The sequence below is a fragment of the Aeromicrobium halocynthiae genome (genome assembly GCF_039531385.1).
Classification (GTDB): domain Bacteria; phylum Actinomycetota; class Actinomycetes; order Propionibacteriales; family Nocardioidaceae; genus Aeromicrobium; species Aeromicrobium halocynthiae.
In genome coordinates, this window is the sequence record NZ_BAAAPY010000014.1 from 1 (window position 1) to 17,691 (window position 17,691).

Sequence of the window (17,691 nt, forward strand, 5' to 3'; positions counted from 1 at the left end):
CACCGGCAAGGCGTTCAGGACCCGCGTCGAGGACCTGGGTCTGGTTCATCACCGGATCCCGCCCCGCTCGCCGAACCACAACTCGGTCTGCGAACGGTTCCACGGCACCGTGCTGCGCGAGTTCTACAGGCCCCACTTCCACCGCGGCCGCGTCGAGAACATCGACCTGCTCGACCGATCCCTGCAAGCCTGGCTGGTCGACTACAACCACCACCGACCCAACCACGGCGACTACATGGCCGGCCGCACCCCGGTCCAGGTCAAGAAGCAGCTACGACGTCGAATCCGGCAGACTGCCGCCTGACAACCAAACCAGGCGACTCAGAGACGCCGACCTGTCACCCCGACCCGTGCTCCGGAAGCTCTAGGCAACCGGGGCCACGCAGACCAGACGGGCCGGCCGAGCAGCCCGCGACGTGGCAGGATGTGGCCTCGTGACGACTGCTCACCGCGTGCGCTTCCGCGACGTCCGCTCCGCCGACGGCACCCGGTTGCGCGCCTGGACCAACGACGCGGACGGTCCCGCGGTGCTGCTGTCCAACGGACTCGGGACCAACCCGCAGTCGTGGCCGTCCCTGACGAGTCCGGACTGCGGCGTCAACGTCACGTCGTGGAACCACCGCGGTGTCGGCGGGTCCGACCGTCCCGCCGACGGCAGGGTCGACCTCGACGCCTTCGTGGAGGACGCCGTCGCCGTCATGGACGACGCGGGCCTCGAGTCGGCTGTCGTGGCGTCCTGGTCCGCCGGGGTCACCATCGCCTTCGAGCTGGCCTACCGGTTCCCCGAACGGGTCGATGGGATCCTCGCCGTGGCGGGGGTTCCGGGCAACACCTTCTCCACGATGCTCGCGCCGTGGCGCGTCCCGCCCTTCGTCGCCAAGCCCTTCATGGTCTCGCTGGCCCGCGCGACCACCGTCGTCGGTCACCTCGAGGCGCCCGTCACGCGCCGCATCCCGTGGACCCACACGACGACACGTCTGCTGCAGGCGACCGGCGCGATCGGCCGGGGGGCGGACACCGCCGAGGTCCAGGCGATGGTCGCGGAGTTCTTCTCCACCCACCCCGCCTGGTACGCCCGTCTCGCCCTCGGGGTCTCCGAGCACGAGCGCGTCTCGCTCAGCGGCATCTCGGTGCCCACGACGTTCATCGCGGGGCGACGCGACCTCCTCACCGGATCGGCGGCCATGCGGACCGCCGCGGAGCGGGTCGCCGGCTCGCGCTTCCTGCAGCTCGACGCATCGCACTTCATCCCGCTCGAGCAGCCGCAGACCGTGCTGGACGAGCTCCTCGCCCTCATCGACCGCTGCTGAGCGACCTGCTCAGCTCAGGCGTTCGAGGATCAGCTCCCGGACCCGGCCGGCGTCGGCCTGACCCTTCATCTCCTTCATGACCGCGCCGATGAGCGCACCGGCGGCCTGGACCTTGCCGCCGCGGATCTTCTCGGCCACGTCGGGGTTGGCCGCGATGGCCGCATCGACCGCCGCGCCCAGGGCGCCGTCGTCGGAGACGACCTCCAGCCCCCGCGCCACGACGACCTCCTCCGGTGTGCCTTCGCCGGCGAGGACGCCGTCGAGCACCTGGCGGGCGAGCTTGTCGTTGACACGGCCCTCGTCGACGAGCGCCTGCACGCCGGCCACCTGCTCCGGCGTCACGGGCAGGTCCGCGAGGGCGGCACCGGACTCCTTCGCTCGGCGGGCGAGCTCCCCGAGCCACCACTTGCGGGCAGCCTGCGGGGCGGCACCGGCCTCGATCGTGGCGGCGACGAGCTCGAGGGCACCGGCACCGAGGGTGTCGCGCATGTCGAGGTCGCTGAAGCCCCACTCGTCCTGCAGACGCTTGCGCCGCTCCACGGGCGGCTCGGGCAGCGTCCCCCGCAGCTCCTCGACCCACTCGCGCGACGGCGCGACGGGCGCGAGGTCGGGCTCGGGGAAGTACCGGTAGTCCTCGGCGTCGGACTTCTCGCGACCGGCGGACGTCGAGCCGTCGGACTCGTGGAAGTGCCTCGTCTCCTGCACGACCTTCTCCCCCGCGTCGAGGATGGCGGCGTGCCGCGAGACCTCGTAGCGGACCGCGCGCTCGACCGAGCGGAAGGAGTTGACGTTCTTGGTCTCGCTGCGGGTGCCGAGCACGCTCGATCCGCTGGGCTTGAGCGAGAGGTTGACGTCGGCACGCAACGAGCCCTGGTCCATGCGGGCGTCGGAGACGCCGAGCGCCACCATGAGGTCGCGCAGCTGGTTGACGTAGGCGCGCGCGACGAGCGGTGCGAGCTCTCCGGGCACCTCGATGGGGCGGGTGACGATCTCGATGAGCGGGATGCCGGCGCGGTTGTAGTCGAGCAGCGAGTGGTCGGCTCCGTGAATGCGTCCGGTGGCACCGCCGACGTGCAGCGACTTGCCGGTGTCCTCCTCCATGTGGGCGCGCTCGATCTCGATGCGGAAGGTCTGCACCTCCCCCTCCTCGGGCGCGACCTCGACGTCGATCCACCCGTCGTGGGCGATCGGCTCGTCGTACTGCGACGTCTGGAAGTTCTTCGGCATGTCCGGGTAGAAGTAGTTCTTGCGCGCGAACCGCGACCACTCGGCGATCTCGCAGTTGAGCGCCAGACCGATGCGCATCGCCGACTCGACGGCCTTGGCGTTGACGACCGGCAGCGCGCCTGGCAGGCCGAGGCAGACCGGGCAGACCTGGGTGTTCGGCTCGGCGCCGAACTCCGTGGGGCAGCCGCAGAACATCTTGGTGGCGGTGCCGAGCTCGACGTGGACCTCCAGGCCCATGACCGGCTCGTAGCGGGTGAGGGCCTCCGCGAAGGGCACCAGGGTCACGCGGCTCATCGGGCCACCTCCGTCAGGTCGGGGGCGTGCTGGGAGAACGGGCCGCCCCACCGCTGCTCGAGCAGTCGCTCGAGGGCGGCACCGACGGTGTACAGGCGGTCGTCGGCGAGGGCCGGGGCGAGCACCTGGAAGCCGGCCGGCAGTCCGTCGGCGAGACCGACCGGCAGTGACAGGCCCGGGACCCCGGCGAGGTTCGCCGGGATCGTGGCGACGTCGGCCAGGTACATGGCGAGTGGGTCGTCGAGCTTCTCGCCCAGGGGCCACGCCGTGGTGGGCGCCGTGGGCGAGACGAGGACGTCGACCTGCTCGAACGCAGCGGCGAAGTCGCGCGCGATGAGGGTGCGGACCTTCTGCGCCGAGCCGTAGTACGCGTCGTAGTAGCCGCTGGAGAGCGCGTAGGTGCCGAGCACGATGCGTCGCTTGACCTCGTCGCCGAAGCCGGCGTCGCGGGAGGCGGCCATGACCTGCTCGGCGCTGGGGGCCTCGACGCCGTCGGGGGCGACGCGCAGTCCGTAGCGCATGGCGTCGAACTTGGCGAGGTTCGAGGACACCTCGCTCGGCATCACGAGGTAGTAGGCGGCGACGCCGTGCACGAAGCTCGGGCAGGAGACCTCGACGACCTCGGCGCCGGCACCGGTGAGCAGCTCGACGGCCTCGTCGAACCGGGCGCGGACCTCGGGCTGGAAGCCCTCCCCACCGAGCTCGGTGACGATGCCGATGCGCAGGCCCGACACGTCGCCGGTCCGCGCAGCCTCGACCACCGGAGGCACCGCCGCCTTCAGGCTCGTGGAGTCGCGCGGGTCGTGACCGGCGATGACCTCGTGCAGCAGCGCGGCGTCGAGGACGGTGCGGGTGACCGGTCCAGCCTGGTCGAGGCTGCTGGCCATGGCGACGAGGCCGTAGCGGCTCACGCCGCCGTAGGTGGGCTTGACGCCGACGGTGCCGGTCATGGCGCCGGGCTGGCGGATCGAGCCCCCAGTGTCGGTGCCGACCGCCAGCGGCGTCTCGAAGGCGGCGACGGCCGCGGCGGACCCGCCACCCGAACCACCGGGGATGCGCGTGGTGTCCCACGGGTTGCGGGTGGCGCCGTACGCGGAGTGCTCGGTGGACGAGCCCATCGCGAACTCGTCCATGTTGGTCTTTCCGAGGATCGGCAGGCCTGCGGCACGCAGCCGGGCGACGACGGTCGCGTCGTACGGCGGCACCCAGCCCTCGAGCATCCGCGAGCCGCACGTGGTGGGCTGGCCGATGGTCGTCAGCACGTCCTTGACGGCGACCGGGATGCCGGCCAGCGTCGGCAGGTTCTCCCCCGCAGCGCGACGCGCGTCGACGTCGGCGGCCGCCGCGAGTGCGCCCTCGGCGTCGACGTGCAGGAAGGCGTGGACGGCGCCGTCGACGGCGTCGATGCGGTCGAGGCTGGCCTGGGTGACCTCCACGGAGGTGGTCTCGCCGTTCACCAGCCTCTCGGCGAGGGCGGCTGCGCTGAGCTCGTGCATGCTCACTCCTCCCCCAGGATCCGCGGCACGGAGAAGCGCTGCTCCTCCGACTCCGGCGCCCCCGACAGCGCCTCGTCGGGGGTCAGCCCGGGCGTGACGACGTCCTCGCGGAAGACGTTGCTGATCGGCTGCGGGTGGCTCATCGCCTCGACGTCGGCCGCGGCCGCCTCCTGGACGGCGGCGACGTGGTCGAGGATCTGCGGCAGCTCGGCACCGAGGCGCTCGAGCTCGGCCTCGCTGAGGTCGATGCGCGCGAGGTTCGCCAAGTGGGCGACGTCCTCGCGCGAGAGGGGCGACGGCATGCGTCTCCTGGAGTCAGGGGGTGGGCGGTACCGGCCCATCCTAGTGAGGGCGCCGACCCCGGCTCCGCCGGCGTCGAGCGGGTGATCGGCTTCTGCACGCCGGAGCAGTACACCGAGTTCCTCGAGCAGGCCCCGGTGTTCGAGAAGATGCTGGTCAACGACGGCATCCACGTCGTCACGTTCTGGTTCTCGGTGTCGCTGTCCGAGCAGCTCACCCGGTTCACGATCCGGCAGATCGACCCGGTGCGGCAGTGGAAGCTCTCGCCGATGGACCTCGCCTCGCTCGACACGTGGGACGCCTACACCGGCGCCAAGGAGGCGATGTTCCGTCGCACCGGCACCAAGGCGTCGCCGTGGACGGTGGTCAAGAGCAACGACAAGAAGCGGGCGCGCCTGGAGGCGATGCGCCACGTGCTGCACCGCTTCGACTACCCGGGCAAGGACCACGACGTCGTCCGCACGCCCGACCCGCTGGTCGTGGGGGCCGCCGCCGACCTCTTCGACCCCGACGACGACGCGGTGGACTGACCCGCGACGGCGGTCAGTCGTCGCCCGCCGCGTCCTCGTCGTCCTTCGGGGGTCCCTCGGCGAGCAGCCTCTCGAACCCGGCCTCGTCGAGGATGGGGACGCCGAGCTGTTCGGCCTTGTCGGCCTTGGACCCGGCGTTCGCCCCGACGACGACGTAGTCGGTCTTCTTGCTCACCGAGCCGGCGGCCTTGCCTCCGCGGCTCATGATGGCGTCCTTGACGCCGTCGCGGCTGTAGCCCTCCAGGGAGCCGGTGACGACGATCGTCAGACCCGTCAGGGGACCGGGCTCGGCGTCGGCGGCACCGGGGCCGGGGTGGTCGGGGATGGCGAGCCGGACGCCCGCGGACTCCCACCGGCGCAGGATCTCCACGTGCCAGTCGACGTCGAGCCACTCCTTCATCGACCGGGCGATCGTGGGGCCGACCCCGTCGACGACCGCGAGCTCCTCCTCGGTGGCGGCTTCGATCGCGGCCATGGAGCCGAAGTGCTGGGCGAGCGCGCGCGCCGCGACCGGACCGACGTGACGGATGCTGAGCGCCACGAGGAAACGCCACAGCTCCTTGGTACGGGCCTTGTCGAGCTCCTCCAGCAGCGTGACGGCCTGGGCCGAGGGCAGCACCCGTCGGTGATCCTTGCGGACCCCAGCGGCCCGGCGCTCGGCCGGACTCGCGTCCTCGAACCCTGGTGGGTAGGTGACCTCGGTGCGCTGGAAGGGCCGGCGCCGCACGGACTCGCCGGTCTCGGGGTCGACGCGCGGCTGGCCGGTCTCGGCATCACGCACGACCACCTCGATGGGCACGAGGGTGTCGACGTCGAGGTCGAACAGCGCCGCCTCGGTCGACAGGGGCGGCTCGGCCGGGACCTCCGGCTGGGTGAGCGCGGCCGCGGTGACCTCGCCGAGCGCCTCGATGTCGAGGGCGCCGCGGGACCCGACGTGCTCCACGCGGCCGCGCACCTGCGCCGGGCACGTGCGGGCGTTGGGACACCGCAGGTCGATGTCGCCCTCCTTCATGGGCCGCAGGGTGGTGCCGCACTCGGGGCACTCGGTGGGCATGACGAACTCGACCTCGGAGCCGTCGCGCAGCTCGGCGACCGGGCCGAGGACCTCGGGGATGACGTCACCGGCCTTGCGCAGCACGACGGTGTCGCCGATGAGCACGCCCTTCTCGCGCACGACGTCCTTGTTGTGCAAGGTGGCCTGGCGCACGACGCTGCCGGCGACGTGCACCGGCTCCATCATCGCGAACGGAGTGGCCCGGCCGGTGCGCCCGACCGAGACGACGATGTCGAGCAGGCGGGTGTGCACCTCCTCGGGCGGGTACTTGTAGGCGATGGCCCAGCGGGGTGCGCGGCTGGTCTCGCCGAGCTCGGCGTGCAGGGCGAGCTCGTCGATCTTGACGACGACGCCGTCGATCTCGTGCTCGATGTCGGCGCGACCGGTGCCGAGCTGCTCGATCCGCTCCACGACGTCCTCGACGTCGTCGAAGACCCGGCTGTGCGGACTGACCGGCAGACCCCACGACGCGAGCAGCTCGTAGACCTCGCTCTGCGCATCCACCGGGGGGTCGTCCCACGCGCCGATGCCGTGCACGTACAGCGCGAGGGACTCCAGACGCGCGGTGCCGGCCTCCAGCTCGAGCCCGTCCTTCTTGGACAGGAGCTGGCGCAGACCGCCGGCGGCGGCGTTGCGCGGGTTGGCGAACGCCGGGAAGCGGCGGGCGGCGCTGGCCTCGGCCCGCTCGGCAGTGACGCCGCGGGCGGTGGCCTCGGCGACCACTCGCTCGCGGAGCTCGGCCTGCAACGCATTCAGCCGGCGAAACTTCTCGACGGCGATGAACACCTCTCCGCGGACCTCGACCAGCGGCGGGTGTCCCTCGCCGGCGAGCTCGTGCGAGATGCCGTCGAGGCGCACCGCGTTGAAGGTGACGTCCTCCCCGATGCGCCCGTCGCCGCGCGTGGCGGCCGAGACGAGTCGGCCGTGCTCGTAGCGCAGCGAGATGGCGAGCCCGTCGATCTTGGCCTCCGTCAGCCAGCGGACCGGGCGACCCGCGGCGGCCGTGGCCTTGGTGCACCAGGCGCGCAGCTCGTCGGCGTCGAAGACGTTGTCCAGGCTCAGCATCCGCTCCGCGTGCGTGACCGGCGCGAGGTCGGTGCTCGTGGCCGCGCCGACGCTCAAGGTCGGCGAGTCCTGGCCCTGCAGCTCGGGGTGACGGCGCTCGATGGACTCCAGCCGCTGCATCCAGCCGTCGTACGTGGCGTCGTCGACGACCGAGGCGTCCTGACCGTAGTACGCCTCCCGGGCGTGCTCGATCCGCTCGGCCAGCTCGGCAGCCTCGTCGCGCGCCTCGTCGAGGTCGAGATCGAGATCGATCGATCCGGGTTCGTCCTTCGCCATGGGCTCGACGATATCGGCGCCCGCGGACACCGCTCACCGGCCCGACCTGCGACGTCGGCGACGGTTGGGAGGATGGGGGGATGACCTCCTCGACCTCCCCCGGCCGGATCGTCACCATCGTCGTCGGCGTCGCGCTCGTGGTGGCGGGCGTCGCCGTGTTCGTCGTCACCGACGGCCTCACCGGGCTGCGCCCCTCGCACCTCGGCAGCGCGGCTCTGGCCGTGGTCGGGATCGTCGCCGTCCGCTACGGCCTGCGGGGCACGCGGCGTCGCCGCTCGACCCCGTAGGTCCGAGCTGCCCCCTGCACCGACCGCCGGGGTCCGTCAGGCGGAGAGGTCCGCGGCCATCCGGGCGAGCAGCGCGAGACCACGGCGGGACCACTCATCGTCGGACCCCGCGAGCCCGCAGGTGGGGGTGACGACGAGGCGTTCGGCGTGCTGCTGCACGTCGAAGCCGAGCCGCCCCATGAACGCGTCGAGGCGCTCGCGCACGGCCTTCTCCCCCGTCGGCTCGAGCGTCGGGAGGACGCCCGGCCACAGGTCGGTGCCCGCCTCGAACGCCTCCGCCCACGGGTCGCCCGGTGACACGACGCCGACGTCGAAGGCGATCGCCGCGAACCCGGCGCCGGCGAGCAGGGCGACGGGCACGTCCGCGGCGCAGCAGTGCACGACCGGTCGAGCCCCTGCGCCCGCGATGGCGTCGACGACACGGCGCAGGAGTGCATCGGCCTCGGGCGGGTGGACGGTTCGATACTTGCCGAACCCGCTCGCCGTGGGGACCTGCGCGGAGAGCACCGCCGGCAGCATCGGCTCGTCGACCTGCACGACGATCTCGGCGCCCGGGACGCGGCGACGCAGGCCGGCGACGTGCTCGCCGATGCCGATCGCGAGCGACTCGGCGAGGTCGCGGCGGGCTCCGTGGTCGGACAGCACGCGCTCACCGCGCGGCAGCTCGACCGTGGCGGCCAGGGTGAGGGGGCCGGCGACCTGCTGCTTGAGCAGTCCGCGGTGGTCGTTCCACTGCTCCTCGACGAGGTCGAGGTCCTGGGCCAGGAGGGACCGGGCGCGGCGCAGGTCGACGCCGGGGGCGTCGGTGAGGCGCCAGGCGGCGGGCTGCAGGTCGGCGCTCAGTCCATCGAGCACCGTCAGGGAGCGGCCGATCATGCCGGCCTGGACGCCACGGGCCGGCAGCTCCGGCACGAAGCGCAGGTCGTGCAGCTCGCGGGCGACGACGCCGAGGCTGGCCTCGAGGTCCGTGCCCGGCATCGACCCGACGCCGGTGGCCCTCACCGGGTGCCGGCCCGGTCGGCGCGGGCGGACTCGGTGGTCGTGATCGTCGCGGAGCCGACGACGCGCGTCCCGTCGTAGACCACGACGGCCTGGCCGGGGGCGATGCCCTCGGCGGGGTCCAGGAGGTCGACCTCCACGGCATCGGCGACGGCGCCATCGACGGGGCCATCGACAGGGCGGACCCGCGCCCGGTGCTCGCTGCCGTGTGCGCGCAGCTGGACGGTGCAGTCGAGCTCGTCGGCGGGTGGCTCGCCGCACCACAGCGGTCGGACGGCGCGCAGGGCCCCGACGGCCAGGTGCTCACGCGGGCCGACCGTGACGGTGCCGGAGACCGGCTCGATGTCGAGCACGAAGCGCGGCTTGCCGTCGTCGGCGGGCACGCCGAGCCGCAGCCCGCGGCGCTGGCCGATGGTGAACGCATAGGCACCGTCGTGCTCGCGCAGCACCGTGCCGTCCTCGTCGACGATCGTGCCCGGCCTGCGTCCGAGCTTGTCGGCGAGCCAGCCGGCGTTGTCACCGTCGGCGACGAAGCAGATGTCGTGGCTGTCGGGCTTGTGCGCCACCTGCAGCCCCCGACGCTCGGCCTCGGCGCGGACGTCGGTCTTCACGGACCCGCCGAGCGGGAAGTGCGAGTGTGCGAGCTGCTCGGCGGTGAGCACGCCGAGGACGTAGGACTGGTCCTTGCCGGCGTCGACCGCACGGTGCAGCTCCAGGCCGTCGGGCCCCTCGCGCAGCTGCGCGTAGTGGCCGGTGACGACGCCGTCGAAGCCGAGCGCGAGGGCACGGTCGAGCACGGCGGCGAACTTGATCTTCTCGTTGCACCGCAGGCACGGGTTGGGGGTGCGACCGGCGGCGTACTCGGCGACGAAGTCGTCGACCACCTCGTCGGCGAACTCCTCGCTCATGTCCCACACCCAGAACGGGATGCCGAGGACGTCGGCCGCGCGCCGGGCGTCGGAGGAGTCCTCGATGGAGCAGCAGCCGCGCGCTCCCGAGCGGTAGGAGCGTGGGTTGCGGCTCAGGGCGAGGTGCACGCCGGTGACGTCGTGGCCGGCGTCGACGGCGCGCGCGGCGGCGACGGCGGAGTCCACGCCCCCGGACATCGCGGCGACGAGGCGCAGCGGGGCGCTCATCGGCTGCGCACGAGGGACGCGGCGCGGGCCCGCTCGTGGACGGCGGGCAGGACCTCGAGGAGCCGGTCGACGTCGGCGTCGGTGCTCGTGTGACCGAGGCTGAGACGCAGCGAGCCACGTGCAGCGCGGTCGTCGAAGCCCATGGCGAGGAGCACGTGGCTCGGTTGCGGCACCCCCGCGGCACACGCCGACCCGGTGGAGACCTCCACGCCTTGGGCGTCGAGCAGCATCAACATCGCGTCTCCCTCGCAGCCGGGGAACGTGACGTGCGCGATGTTGGGCAGGCGGTGGTCGTCGCCGGACTCGGGATCGCCGTTGACGACGGCGTCGGGGATCCGTGCGGCGATGCCCTCGACGAGGCGCGCCCGCAGTGCCTCCAGTCGCTCGCCGGTCTCCCGGCGACGTGCGGCGTTCACCTCGACGGCCTTGGCGAACGCGGCGATCAGCGCGACGCCGACGGTGCCGGAGCGGACGTCGCGCTCCTGTCCGCCTCCGTGCAGCAGCGGGGTGGGCTCGACCTCGCGGCGCAGGACCAGGGCGCCGATGCCGACGGGTCCGCCGAGCTTGTGTGCCGTGAGCGTCATCGCGTCGAGGCCGGAGCCGGCGAAGTCGAGCGGGAGGTACCCGGCCGCCTGCACGGCGTCGCTGTGGACCGGCAACCCGTGCCGATGGGCGATCGCGACCACGTCGTCGATCGGCTGGACGGTGCCCATCTCGTTGTTGGCCCACATCGTGGTGACGACACCGACGTCCGTGGGGTCGCGATCGACGGACTCGCGCAGCGCGTCGAGGTCGATGCGTCCCTGACGGTCGACGGGCGTGGTGTCGATGCGGGCGCCCTCGTGGGCGGCCAACCAGGTGACCGGGTCGAGCAGGGCGTGGTGCTCGATGGAGCTGAACACGACCCGCGTGCGTCGCGGATCCGCGCTGCGCTGGGACCAGACCAGGCCCTTGATGGCGAGGTTGTTGGCCTCGGTGCCGCCGGAGCAGAAGACGATCTCGCTGGGTCGGGCCCCGAGGTGCTCGGCGATGATCTCGCGCGACTCCTCGACCGTGCGTCGTGCGGCGCGGCCGGAGGCGTGCAGGCTCGAGGCGTTGCCCGTGCGCCCCAGCTGCTCGGTGAGCACGTCACGCGCCTCGGCCAGCATCGGCGTGGTGGCCGCGTGGTCGAGGTAGACGCGATCGGGAGCATCGTTCATGACCGCACCAGCGTAGTCCTGCCCGGCAACGACGGCGTGGGCACGGCCGAGACGTCCGCCCGCGACCCCGCTGGCACCCTCAGGCGACGCTGGAGCGGTAGCCGGGCACGAGCTCGTCGACGAGCGCGTCCGTCGCCGCAGAGGCACCGACCGGCGAGCCGTGCTCGGCGATCGCCGCGTACATGGCGTCGACGATGCCCTCGACGTCCGAGCCCTCGGACTCCGCGAGCCACAGGCGCGAGCGCCAGAGCTCCTCGTTGGCCGGAAGCAGCTCCAGACCTCGCCGCAGCGCGGCCTCGGCCGCCGCGAGGTCCGCTCGGGACGTCGCGGCCTCAGCGAGCGCCTGCACGGTGAGCTCGATCGCGAGGGCGATGTCGGACTCGACGGTCGTGGACTCCAACCAGGCGTATCGCCCGGCGGGGGCGCCGTCGAACGCGGTCCCGCGGACCAGCTCGAGGGCCGTGCGCAGGTGCGTCTCGCGCTGCCGGCCGTCGGTGGCGGCGCGGTTGAGGTGCTCGCGGAACGCGTCCCAGTCGAGGCGGACGGCCCCGGGCGCGAGCGTCCACACGCCGCTGCTCTCGCGCAGGACAGGTTCGCCGTCGGTGGTCGACCCCAGCCAGTCGCCCAGCTGAGCGATCACTCCGTCGCGCAGGCTCGGCTCGACGCCGCGCGGCCACAGGGCGGCGGTGAGTCGGTTCACGTGCACCCCCTGCGGGTGCAGGGCGAGCAGGACGAGCAGCTCGCTCAGCTGCGGCTCCCGCTCGGGATCGACCTGACCCTGGGTGCCGATGCGCAGTGGGCCGAGGACGTCGACCGTGGCGACGGCCTCGGCGGCGGCCTGGCTCACCTCGCCCTCGGACTCGAGCGCGTCGACGAGGGTCTCGAGCGAGGGACGACGTCCGGCCTCGACCGGCTCGAAGAGCACGTCGAGGGCGCGGGCGGCGTCGCGGGTGAGCACCTGCGCGGTGACGTCGATGCCGTGGTGCGGGGCGCTGATCCGACCGTCGGCGCGGGCGTGCAGCGACAGGGCCGCTTCCCGGTCGGAGCCCACGACGACCACGCCGAGGGAGACGGCGGGGTCGGCGGCCAACGCCCGGAGCTGGGCCATCTCGTCCTCACGTGGCAGGCCCGAGCACACGACGAGGTGGAACGTCCAGTCCGCGTCCGGGCTCGCGGCCCGGGCGCTGCGCACGTCCTCGCGGCCGGTCTCGCGACAGCGACGGCGGTGCAGCCGGGCCAGGTTCTCCAAGGACTCCAGCACCCGGCCGACGTCGTCGGTGCGGCGAACGACCCCGGGAGCGACGCGCGAGAGGTCGTCGGCGAAGCCGACCAGCGTCACGCGCCGGTCGTCGGCCCACGGGTGGGTGGCGGCGTCGAGCGCCCAGCTGAGCGCGATGCCCCGTGCGACGGAGGCGTCGCCGTCGACGGCCACGGGACCGCTCTGGGACTCGAGGTCGACCATCAGCAGGCTGCCGTCGTCACGGCGACCGAGCGTGACCAGGCCGGGCAGCGGCGCCGGCCCGCCGAGGGTGAAGTCCGTCCCGGTGTCGGCTGTCCAGGTCGTGGGACGCGGCGCGGACCAGCCCGCCGGGACCGGGCGCGTCGGTGCCTGCTCGAAGCCGACGACCAGTCCGGACTCGCTGTAGGACGCACGTGCCGGCGCCGGCACGTCGTGACCGTCGTTCCAGGAGCGGAAGGCGTTGTCGAGCCACGTGACGGCGTCGACGTCGGCCTCCTCGCGCAGCCGACCGCCCGGCGGCGGTGGCGTCGGGGTCGGGTCGGTGGGGTCGGGACGCTCGCCACGTCGACTCCACCGGGAGGCCGCGGAGGACGTCGCCCGGTGGCGACGCAGCCCGAGGAACGCGCCGGCGAGGGCGAGTCCGGCTCCGACGCCGAAGAACGGCTGCCAGCGCTCCCCGATGATCGAGCCGCCACCGGCCTGACCGGCTCCACCTCCGGCGCCGGCTGGCGTCGACTCGCCCGCGCCGACGTCGCCGGCGGTGTCGGCCGTGCCTGCCTCGGCGGTCGCCGCCGTCGGATCGACGTCCGGCGCGGGAGCGACGTGCTCGACGACCTTGAGTCCCGGCCCGCGGGCGTCGGACGGCATCTTCATGACCCAGCCGGGATGGATGAGGTCGGCGTTGGCGAGCACGCGACCGTCGGGCTGCTCGACGCCCTTGTTGAGCTCCCAGATCTCCTTGTAGCGCAGGCCGTCGCCGAGGTAGCGGTCGGCGATGTCCCACAGCGTGTCGTAGTGGCGGCCCTCGGGCGGCTTGACGTCGTAGTAGGTGGTGGCGCCGGCCTCGACGTCCGCGGTGGTCGCGTCCTGCAGGTCCGCGAGCTCGGGGAGGGTGGCCGAGCCGACGCCCACCTGCTGCTCGGTCGGCGTCTCGCCGAAGGCGGCCGCCTCGGGCAGCACGGACGCGCTGTACGAGCTCTGCTCCGCTGCTGGCGCCGTGGCCGCGGTCGCCGTGCTCATGGAGACGGACGCGGTGCCCGCCATCAGGACGATCGTGGCGACGAGCCGGCGTGCCAGTGCCTGCGTGCCGATGCCACCCCCCGGGACCTGGGGCGCGAGGCCGCGTCGACGACGTTCGGCGACCGCCTCGACCAGGAGGCAGACGACGAAGTGCGCCCACGCCAGCCACACGACGGCCGCGAGGATGCTGAGCGTGGCCTCCATGGTGGTGGGTCGGGTCAGCCACTCCAGCGACGGGGCCTCGCTCGGCCACGGCGCGCCGAAGCCCGCGAGCAGCGCGACCGGGACACCGACGACGATGACGATCGTGCCGACGAGTGCGGCGAGACCCTTGGCCACCTCGGCACCGCGCCTCGGCACCTTGGTGACGGTGGGCAGGCGGCTGGTGGAGCCGGGACCGGTGGTGATGCTCATTCGTCTCACCTCGTGGTCGTCAGAAGACGACGATCGGGGGCTGGTTGGCGGCTTGGACCTCTTGGACGGGGATGACCTGCTTCATCCGCATGACGAACCCGTCGCCGAGCGGACGCATCTCGCCGCCGGCCTCGCCGTAGCGGACGTCCCAGCGGACCTCCACGTCGGCGTAGAACGCCTCGCGGATGTTCGACGGGATGGGCTCGGTGGCCAGCTCGCGGGCCGAGGCCGACGAGCGCGGGAACGTGATGGTGCACGCGTCGGCCGGCTGGGCCGCCGGGCGCGCGCCCTCGGTGTAGGGGGTGTCCGGGGAGCACTCGACGGCGCCGATGCCCTCCTGGTTGGGGTCGATGCGGATGGAGCTCGCCTGGGCCTCCATGACGAACCCGTTGGTCTCGATCCGGCGGAACGGACCACCCTGGGACCGACCGGAGTACGGGCCCTGGGCGACGACGTCGTTGGAGGACGGGTCGACCCACTGGAAGGTGAAGTACGTGGGCGTGCCGACGAGCGGGGTCGGGTTGGGCCGCGGCTGCATGACCGGCACCGGCATCTGGGTGCTGCTCTCGACCTGGCGCCACAGGAAGTCGGTGATGCCGTTGCGCTGGTCCTCGGTGTCGGTCCCGTTCGGCACGAAGACGATGGAGATGTCGAGCGTGCGGTCACGACCGCCGGAGACGGTGTCGAAGTCGATGTTGCCCAGGCAGCGCATCAGCATGTAGCGGCCCTCGTCAGGCCGGGAGTTGAAGGGCTGCTGGATGCCCGCCGGGATCTCGCTGTAGCGGCACCGCTGCAGCGGCTGCCCGCCGAAGCGCTCACGCAGCGTCAACGCGTCGCCACCGCCGAGGGACACGCAGTACGAGCCCATGCCGCCGCCGTTGGCGTACACCGAGCACGTGCGGGCCGGGGTCGTCACGCGCTCCACGCGGGTCGGGGAGCTGCTGACGCCGTCGTCGGGGGGCGGGGCGGGGGTGCCGCCTCCGCTGTCACAGTTGCCCAGCAGACACGCGGCTGCGGGCGGGGTGTGCGTACCGAAGAAGACCGTGACCGCAAGGACGAAGGCGCTCGCCAGTACCGCGACCTTGACGGACGGCCTCATGACGGCGGCTCCTCGCCGCGGCAGTTCCCGTCGAAGTCGACCTCAGTCAGAACAGGTGCCTCTGCATCGGTCTCGACCTTCGCGACCTGACGGGCCCATCGAGGTTCTTCGTCGCTGAAGTAGTCGCCGTCTGCTGTCACCAGCTCAGCCGACTTGCTCCATATGCAAGCGACGACAGTGGAGGTGCCCGCCTCGGACTCCGACCGCGCGATCCGCACGAGGGTTCGCGCCTGGGAACGCAGGTCGTTGTCCTCGGCGAACCTGAGCTGGTCGAGGTAGACGTCCAGCACCTCCCTGGAGGCCAATTCGCGCGCTCGAGGCAGCAGCTCTCCGGTGTTGACGGACGCCGAGATGGCCTCGCTCCACTCCTTGTACGCGAGCACGGCCTCGTCCTCGGCGTACTCGTCCCAGTTCTGGATCTCCCACGTGACGCCGTCGGCGCCCTCGGGCTGCGGGGGCGGGCCGGTGGGCGTGGTCTCGGTGGGCTCGGGCTCTGGCGTCGGCTCGGTGTCGCCACCGCCGGTGCAGCCGGCGATCGTCAGCAGCAGGGCGCTCAGCCCCGCGACGACGCCGGTTCGCCAGTGTCCACGCATGTGTTCCCCCAGAAGACAGTGGTCAGGACGACAGCATGGTACCGGCTCGGACCCCCGCCTGCCGAGTCCCTGTCCACCGGGCGCCCTCCCGACCCGGCGGTCCGTTCACCGGTCGCCGGGCGGCGGGTCGGGGCAGACCTCGAGCTCCTCCTCGTCGGGATCGCCGGGATCGTCCTCCGGCGGGTCCTCCTCGTCCTCCTCCTCGTCCTCCTCGGCCTCGGAGCGCGGGATGCAGGGCTCGACGGTCTCGATCGGGTCCGGGACGGGGCCGGCGGTCGGGGGCGGTCCGTCGCCCGGCGGTGCCACCGAGGGTGGGCCGAGGGTGGAGAGCTGCCCGCTGTTGGCCTCGCTGATCCCGCTGAGCGGTCGGGCCAGGGCCGTGCCGGTCGACGTGAGCGACGTCCGCCCGATCATCCCGAGCAAGATGGCGTCCATCTCCACCTGGGCGGTCACCGAGACCACGAGGTAGGAACCTGTGGAGTCGTTCATCGTCTCCAGGTTCGCGGCGCACCGCGTGAGCTGGGAGTCGGCGGCGCGCGCCGTCTCGCAGTAGTCGCGGGCCGCTCGCAGCGCCAGGCCGGGGTCGAGATCGAGGGAGGGGTCGGTGACGTCGACGGCTTGCGCCCCCGCCCGGGCGGCCTCCTGCGCGTACGCGATCGCCCGTCCCTTGCCGTTGAGCTGACGACCTCCGTCGACGACGAGACCGGCGAGCAGGATGATCCCCAGCGACACGATCACCACGAACGGGGTGATCGACCCGCGCTCGTTCCGGCGCCGCCCCCTCGTCCGCGGGGTGCTCGTCCGCTGGGCGCTCATCGGTACCCCCGGTACCGGTCGAGCGGGCTGGTGAAGGTGCGCTCGATCTCCACGGACCGCAGCGGCAGCGCCGCGAGGTCGCTCAGGTCGAGGGTGCAGCGCACCGTGACCGAGACCGAGTCGATCGCGAGGGGGTTGTTCGGGTCGGGCAGCGAGAACGCCCCGTTGGTCATCCGGACCGGGTCGACGCTCGCGGACCCGCGGCAGGACGAGGGCGCCTCGCGCATCACCTGGGTGGCGACACGGTTCGTGACGTCGGGCACCGCGGCGCGGGAGTTCTGGGCCGTCGCGGCACGGGTGGCGTCGCGCGCCGCCTGGTCGACGAGGTTCTCGGTCTGGGCGTAGCGTCCGAACGCGATCGTGAGCATCATCAGGGCCAGCAGGAACGGCGCGATGATCACCAGCTCGAGGCTCGCCGTGCCCCGCTGGCGGCGCGCGGTCGACCGCGACCTCACGGGGATCCCCGCAGGTCGCCGCGGAACTGCTCGAGCGTCGCCGTCGAGGACTGCTGCACCTCCACGTTGCCACCGAGAGGCAGGACGACGGTGCCGATGACGATCATCGAGACGCGGCCCGTCGACACGTCGATCGTCCCGTAGGCCTCGACGTCGTTGAGCCGGCCGAGCTTCTCGGCGTAGCCGGTCGAGAGGGTCTCCGCCGCGCTGCGGAAGGACTCCGGGTCGGCGTTCGTGCCGGCGAGGCGGAGGTAGGAGACGCCCTCGCGGGCAGCGGACTGCGCGGTGTTGCGGGCGTGGAAGTACAGGCCGGCCTGGATGATCGTGAAGATCAGCAGCAGGAAGACCGGGGCGATGATCGAGAACTCGATCGCGCTGGTCCCGCGCTCACGGTCGGTGCCGCGCGGCCGCATCCCCCGGAAGAACGGCATGGACGTCGATCAGTTGCTGCCGGACTCGATCTTGGAGGCGTTGCTCTCGACGACGCCCTGGATGATGCGCCCCAGCAGGAGCGCCAGCACGACCACGACGCCGGAGATGATCGCCCACTCGATCGCCGAGGCGCCGAGCTCGTTGCGGCCCTGACGCCGCGCCTCGTCGGCACGGGCTCGCACGAACATGATGATGGCCTTGGCGTAGAAGAGCTCGGGCGCCACGACGTT

Annotated in this window: 17 protein-coding genes and 1 pseudogene; 4 read left to right on the forward strand and 14 right to left on the reverse strand. The window is 72.7% G+C overall.

Translation table 11 applies throughout. From position 1 onward, the window contains the following. Positions 1–304: integrase core domain-containing protein (locus ABD213_RS14130; RefSeq protein ID WP_344329938.1), on the forward strand; the 304-nt coding region annotated here is incomplete at its 5' end. A gap of 130 nt (positions 305–434) precedes the next feature. After that, the gene (locus ABD213_RS14135; protein ID WP_344329941.1) at positions 435–1,310 is read left to right on the forward strand and encodes an alpha/beta fold hydrolase; all 876 of its coding nucleotides are present in this window, start codon (positions 435–437) and stop codon (positions 1,308–1,310) included. Positions 1,311–1,319: 9 nt separating this feature from the next. On the opposite strand, the gene gatB is transcribed toward ABD213_RS14135, so the two are convergent. Genes gatB through gatC form a run of 3 tightly spaced genes read right to left on the reverse strand, consistent with a single transcriptional unit; the run spans position 1,320 to position 4,629 of the window. Further along, positions 1,320–2,831: an Asp-tRNA(Asn)/Glu-tRNA(Gln) amidotransferase subunit GatB gene (gene gatB, locus ABD213_RS14140; protein ID WP_344329944.1), complete on the reverse strand. Its 1,512-nt coding sequence runs from the start codon at positions 2,829–2,831 to the stop codon at positions 1,320–1,322. After that, complete coding sequence (gene gatA, locus ABD213_RS14145) at positions 2,828–4,327, reverse strand: Asp-tRNA(Asn)/Glu-tRNA(Gln) amidotransferase subunit GatA (protein ID WP_344329948.1); 1,500 nt, start codon at positions 4,325–4,327, stop codon at positions 2,828–2,830. Before gatA ends, gatB begins: the two co-directional genes overlap by 4 nt. Positions 4,328–4,329: 2 nt before the next feature. Beyond that, entirely contained in the window at positions 4,330–4,629 is a 300-nt protein-coding gene (gatC, locus tag ABD213_RS14150) for an Asp-tRNA(Asn)/Glu-tRNA(Gln) amidotransferase subunit GatC (protein ID WP_344329951.1), read from the reverse strand. Positions 4,630–4,698: 69 nt separating this feature from the next. Here gatC and ABD213_RS14155 point away from each other — a divergent pair. After that, positions 4,699–5,157, forward strand: a pseudogene (locus ABD213_RS14155) (polyphosphate kinase 2 family protein); the annotation flags it as partial. A 13-nt stretch (positions 5,158–5,170) separates the two neighbouring features. Here ABD213_RS14155 and ligA read toward each other — a convergent pair. After that, positions 5,171–7,552: an NAD-dependent DNA ligase LigA gene (gene ligA, locus ABD213_RS14160; protein ID WP_344329956.1), complete on the reverse strand. Its 2,382-nt coding sequence runs from the start codon at positions 7,550–7,552 to the stop codon at positions 5,171–5,173. Between the two features lie 80 nt (positions 7,553–7,632). Between ligA and ABD213_RS14165 the strand changes: the two genes are divergently transcribed. Continuing rightward, positions 7,633–7,839, forward strand: a complete 207-nt coding sequence (locus tag ABD213_RS14165; RefSeq protein ID WP_344329961.1) for a hypothetical protein — start codon at positions 7,633–7,635, stop codon at positions 7,837–7,839. 36 nt (positions 7,840–7,875) lie between these two features. On the opposite strand, the gene ABD213_RS14170 is transcribed toward ABD213_RS14165, so the two are convergent. The 10 genes from ABD213_RS14170 to ABD213_RS14215 all read right to left on the reverse strand — a co-directional run bounded on the left by ABD213_RS14170 (position 7,876) and on the right by ABD213_RS14215 (position 17,685). After that, complete coding sequence (locus tag ABD213_RS14170) at positions 7,876–8,817, reverse strand: uroporphyrinogen decarboxylase/cobalamine-independent methonine synthase family protein (protein WP_344329964.1); 942 nt, start codon at positions 8,815–8,817, stop codon at positions 7,876–7,878. A gap of 20 nt (positions 8,818–8,837) precedes the next feature. Continuing rightward, complete coding sequence (mnmA, locus tag ABD213_RS14175; protein ID WP_344330042.1) at positions 8,838–9,962, reverse strand: tRNA 2-thiouridine(34) synthase MnmA; 1,125 nt, start codon at positions 9,960–9,962, stop codon at positions 8,838–8,840. Between the two features lie 8 nt (positions 9,963–9,970). Next, the gene (locus tag ABD213_RS14180) at positions 9,971–11,173 is read right to left on the reverse strand and encodes a cysteine desulfurase family protein (protein ID WP_344329968.1); all 1,203 of its coding nucleotides are present in this window, start codon (positions 11,171–11,173) and stop codon (positions 9,971–9,973) included. 79 nt (positions 11,174–11,252) lie between these two features. After that, positions 11,253–14,066 carry an AfsR/SARP family transcriptional regulator gene (locus ABD213_RS14185; RefSeq protein WP_344329969.1) on the reverse strand — a complete coding sequence of 938 codons (2,814 nt, stop codon included), beginning with the start codon at positions 14,064–14,066 and terminating at the stop codon, positions 11,253–11,255. A 19-nt stretch (positions 14,067–14,085) separates the two neighbouring features. Beyond that, positions 14,086–15,165, reverse strand: coding sequence for a hypothetical protein (locus ABD213_RS14190; RefSeq protein ID WP_344329972.1), 1,080 nt, complete (start codon positions 15,163–15,165; stop codon positions 14,086–14,088). Further along, a complete protein-coding gene (locus ABD213_RS14195; RefSeq protein ID WP_344329974.1) occupies positions 15,162–15,758 on the reverse strand; it encodes a hypothetical protein in 597 nt (198 codons plus the stop codon). The genes ABD213_RS14190 and ABD213_RS14195 overlap by 4 nt, the downstream gene beginning before the upstream one ends. 105 nt (positions 15,759–15,863) lie before the next feature. Continuing rightward, a complete protein-coding gene (locus ABD213_RS14200) occupies positions 15,864–16,574 on the reverse strand; it encodes a Tad domain-containing protein (protein WP_344329977.1) in 711 nt (236 codons plus the stop codon). Next, positions 16,571–17,029 carry a TadE family protein gene (locus ABD213_RS14205; RefSeq protein WP_344329980.1) on the reverse strand — a complete coding sequence of 153 codons (459 nt, stop codon included), beginning with the start codon at positions 17,027–17,029 and terminating at the stop codon, positions 16,571–16,573. The genes ABD213_RS14200 and ABD213_RS14205 overlap by 4 nt, the downstream gene beginning before the upstream one ends. Then, positions 17,026–17,460, reverse strand: coding sequence for a TadE family protein (locus ABD213_RS14210; protein WP_344329981.1), 435 nt, complete (start codon positions 17,458–17,460; stop codon positions 17,026–17,028). The genes ABD213_RS14205 and ABD213_RS14210 overlap by 4 nt, the downstream gene beginning before the upstream one ends. Before the next feature lie 9 nt (positions 17,461–17,469). Then, the gene (locus ABD213_RS14215) at positions 17,470–17,685 is read right to left on the reverse strand and encodes a hypothetical protein (protein ID WP_344329982.1); all 216 of its coding nucleotides are present in this window, start codon (positions 17,683–17,685) and stop codon (positions 17,470–17,472) included. Positions 17,686–17,691 lie beyond the last annotated feature (6 nt).

What these genes read in the sequence shown, in the direction of transcription:
- gatB (WP_344329944.1), bottom strand. Translation starts at nt 2,831, where the DNA reads ATGAGCCGCGTGACCCTGGTGCCCTTCGCGGAGGCCCTCACCCGCTAC.
- gatA (WP_344329948.1), bottom strand. Translation starts at nt 4,327, where the DNA reads ATGCACGAGCTCAGCGCAGCCGCCCTCGCCGAGAGGCTGGTGAACGGC.
- gatC (WP_344329951.1), bottom strand. Translation starts at nt 4,629, where the DNA reads ATGCCGTCGCCCCTCTCGCGCGAGGACGTCGCCCACTTGGCGAACCTC.
- ligA (WP_344329956.1), bottom strand. Translation starts at nt 7,552, where the DNA reads ATGGCGAAGGACGAACCCGGATCGATCGATCTCGATCTCGACCTCGAC.
- ABD213_RS14165 (WP_344329961.1), top strand. Translation starts at nt 7,633, where the DNA reads ATGACCTCCTCGACCTCCCCCGGCCGGATCGTCACCATCGTCGTCGGC.
- ABD213_RS14170 (WP_344329964.1), bottom strand. Translation starts at nt 8,817, where the DNA reads ATGCCGGGCACGGACCTCGAGGCCAGCCTCGGCGTCGTCGCCCGCGAG.
- ABD213_RS14180 (WP_344329968.1), bottom strand. Translation starts at nt 11,173, where the DNA reads ATGAACGATGCTCCCGATCGCGTCTACCTCGACCACGCGGCCACCACG.
- ABD213_RS14185 (WP_344329969.1), bottom strand. Translation starts at nt 14,066, where the DNA reads ATGAGCATCACCACCGGTCCCGGCTCCACCAGCCGCCTGCCCACCGTC.
- ABD213_RS14190 (WP_344329972.1), bottom strand. Translation starts at nt 15,165, where the DNA reads ATGAGGCCGTCCGTCAAGGTCGCGGTACTGGCGAGCGCCTTCGTCCTT.
- ABD213_RS14195 (WP_344329974.1), bottom strand. Translation starts at nt 15,758, where the DNA reads ATGCGTGGACACTGGCGAACCGGCGTCGTCGCGGGGCTGAGCGCCCTG.
- ABD213_RS14200 (WP_344329977.1), bottom strand. Translation starts at nt 16,574, where the DNA reads ATGAGCGCCCAGCGGACGAGCACCCCGCGGACGAGGGGGCGGCGCCGG.
- ABD213_RS14210 (WP_344329981.1), bottom strand. Translation starts at nt 17,460, where the DNA reads ATGCCGTTCTTCCGGGGGATGCGGCCGCGCGGCACCGACCGTGAGCGC.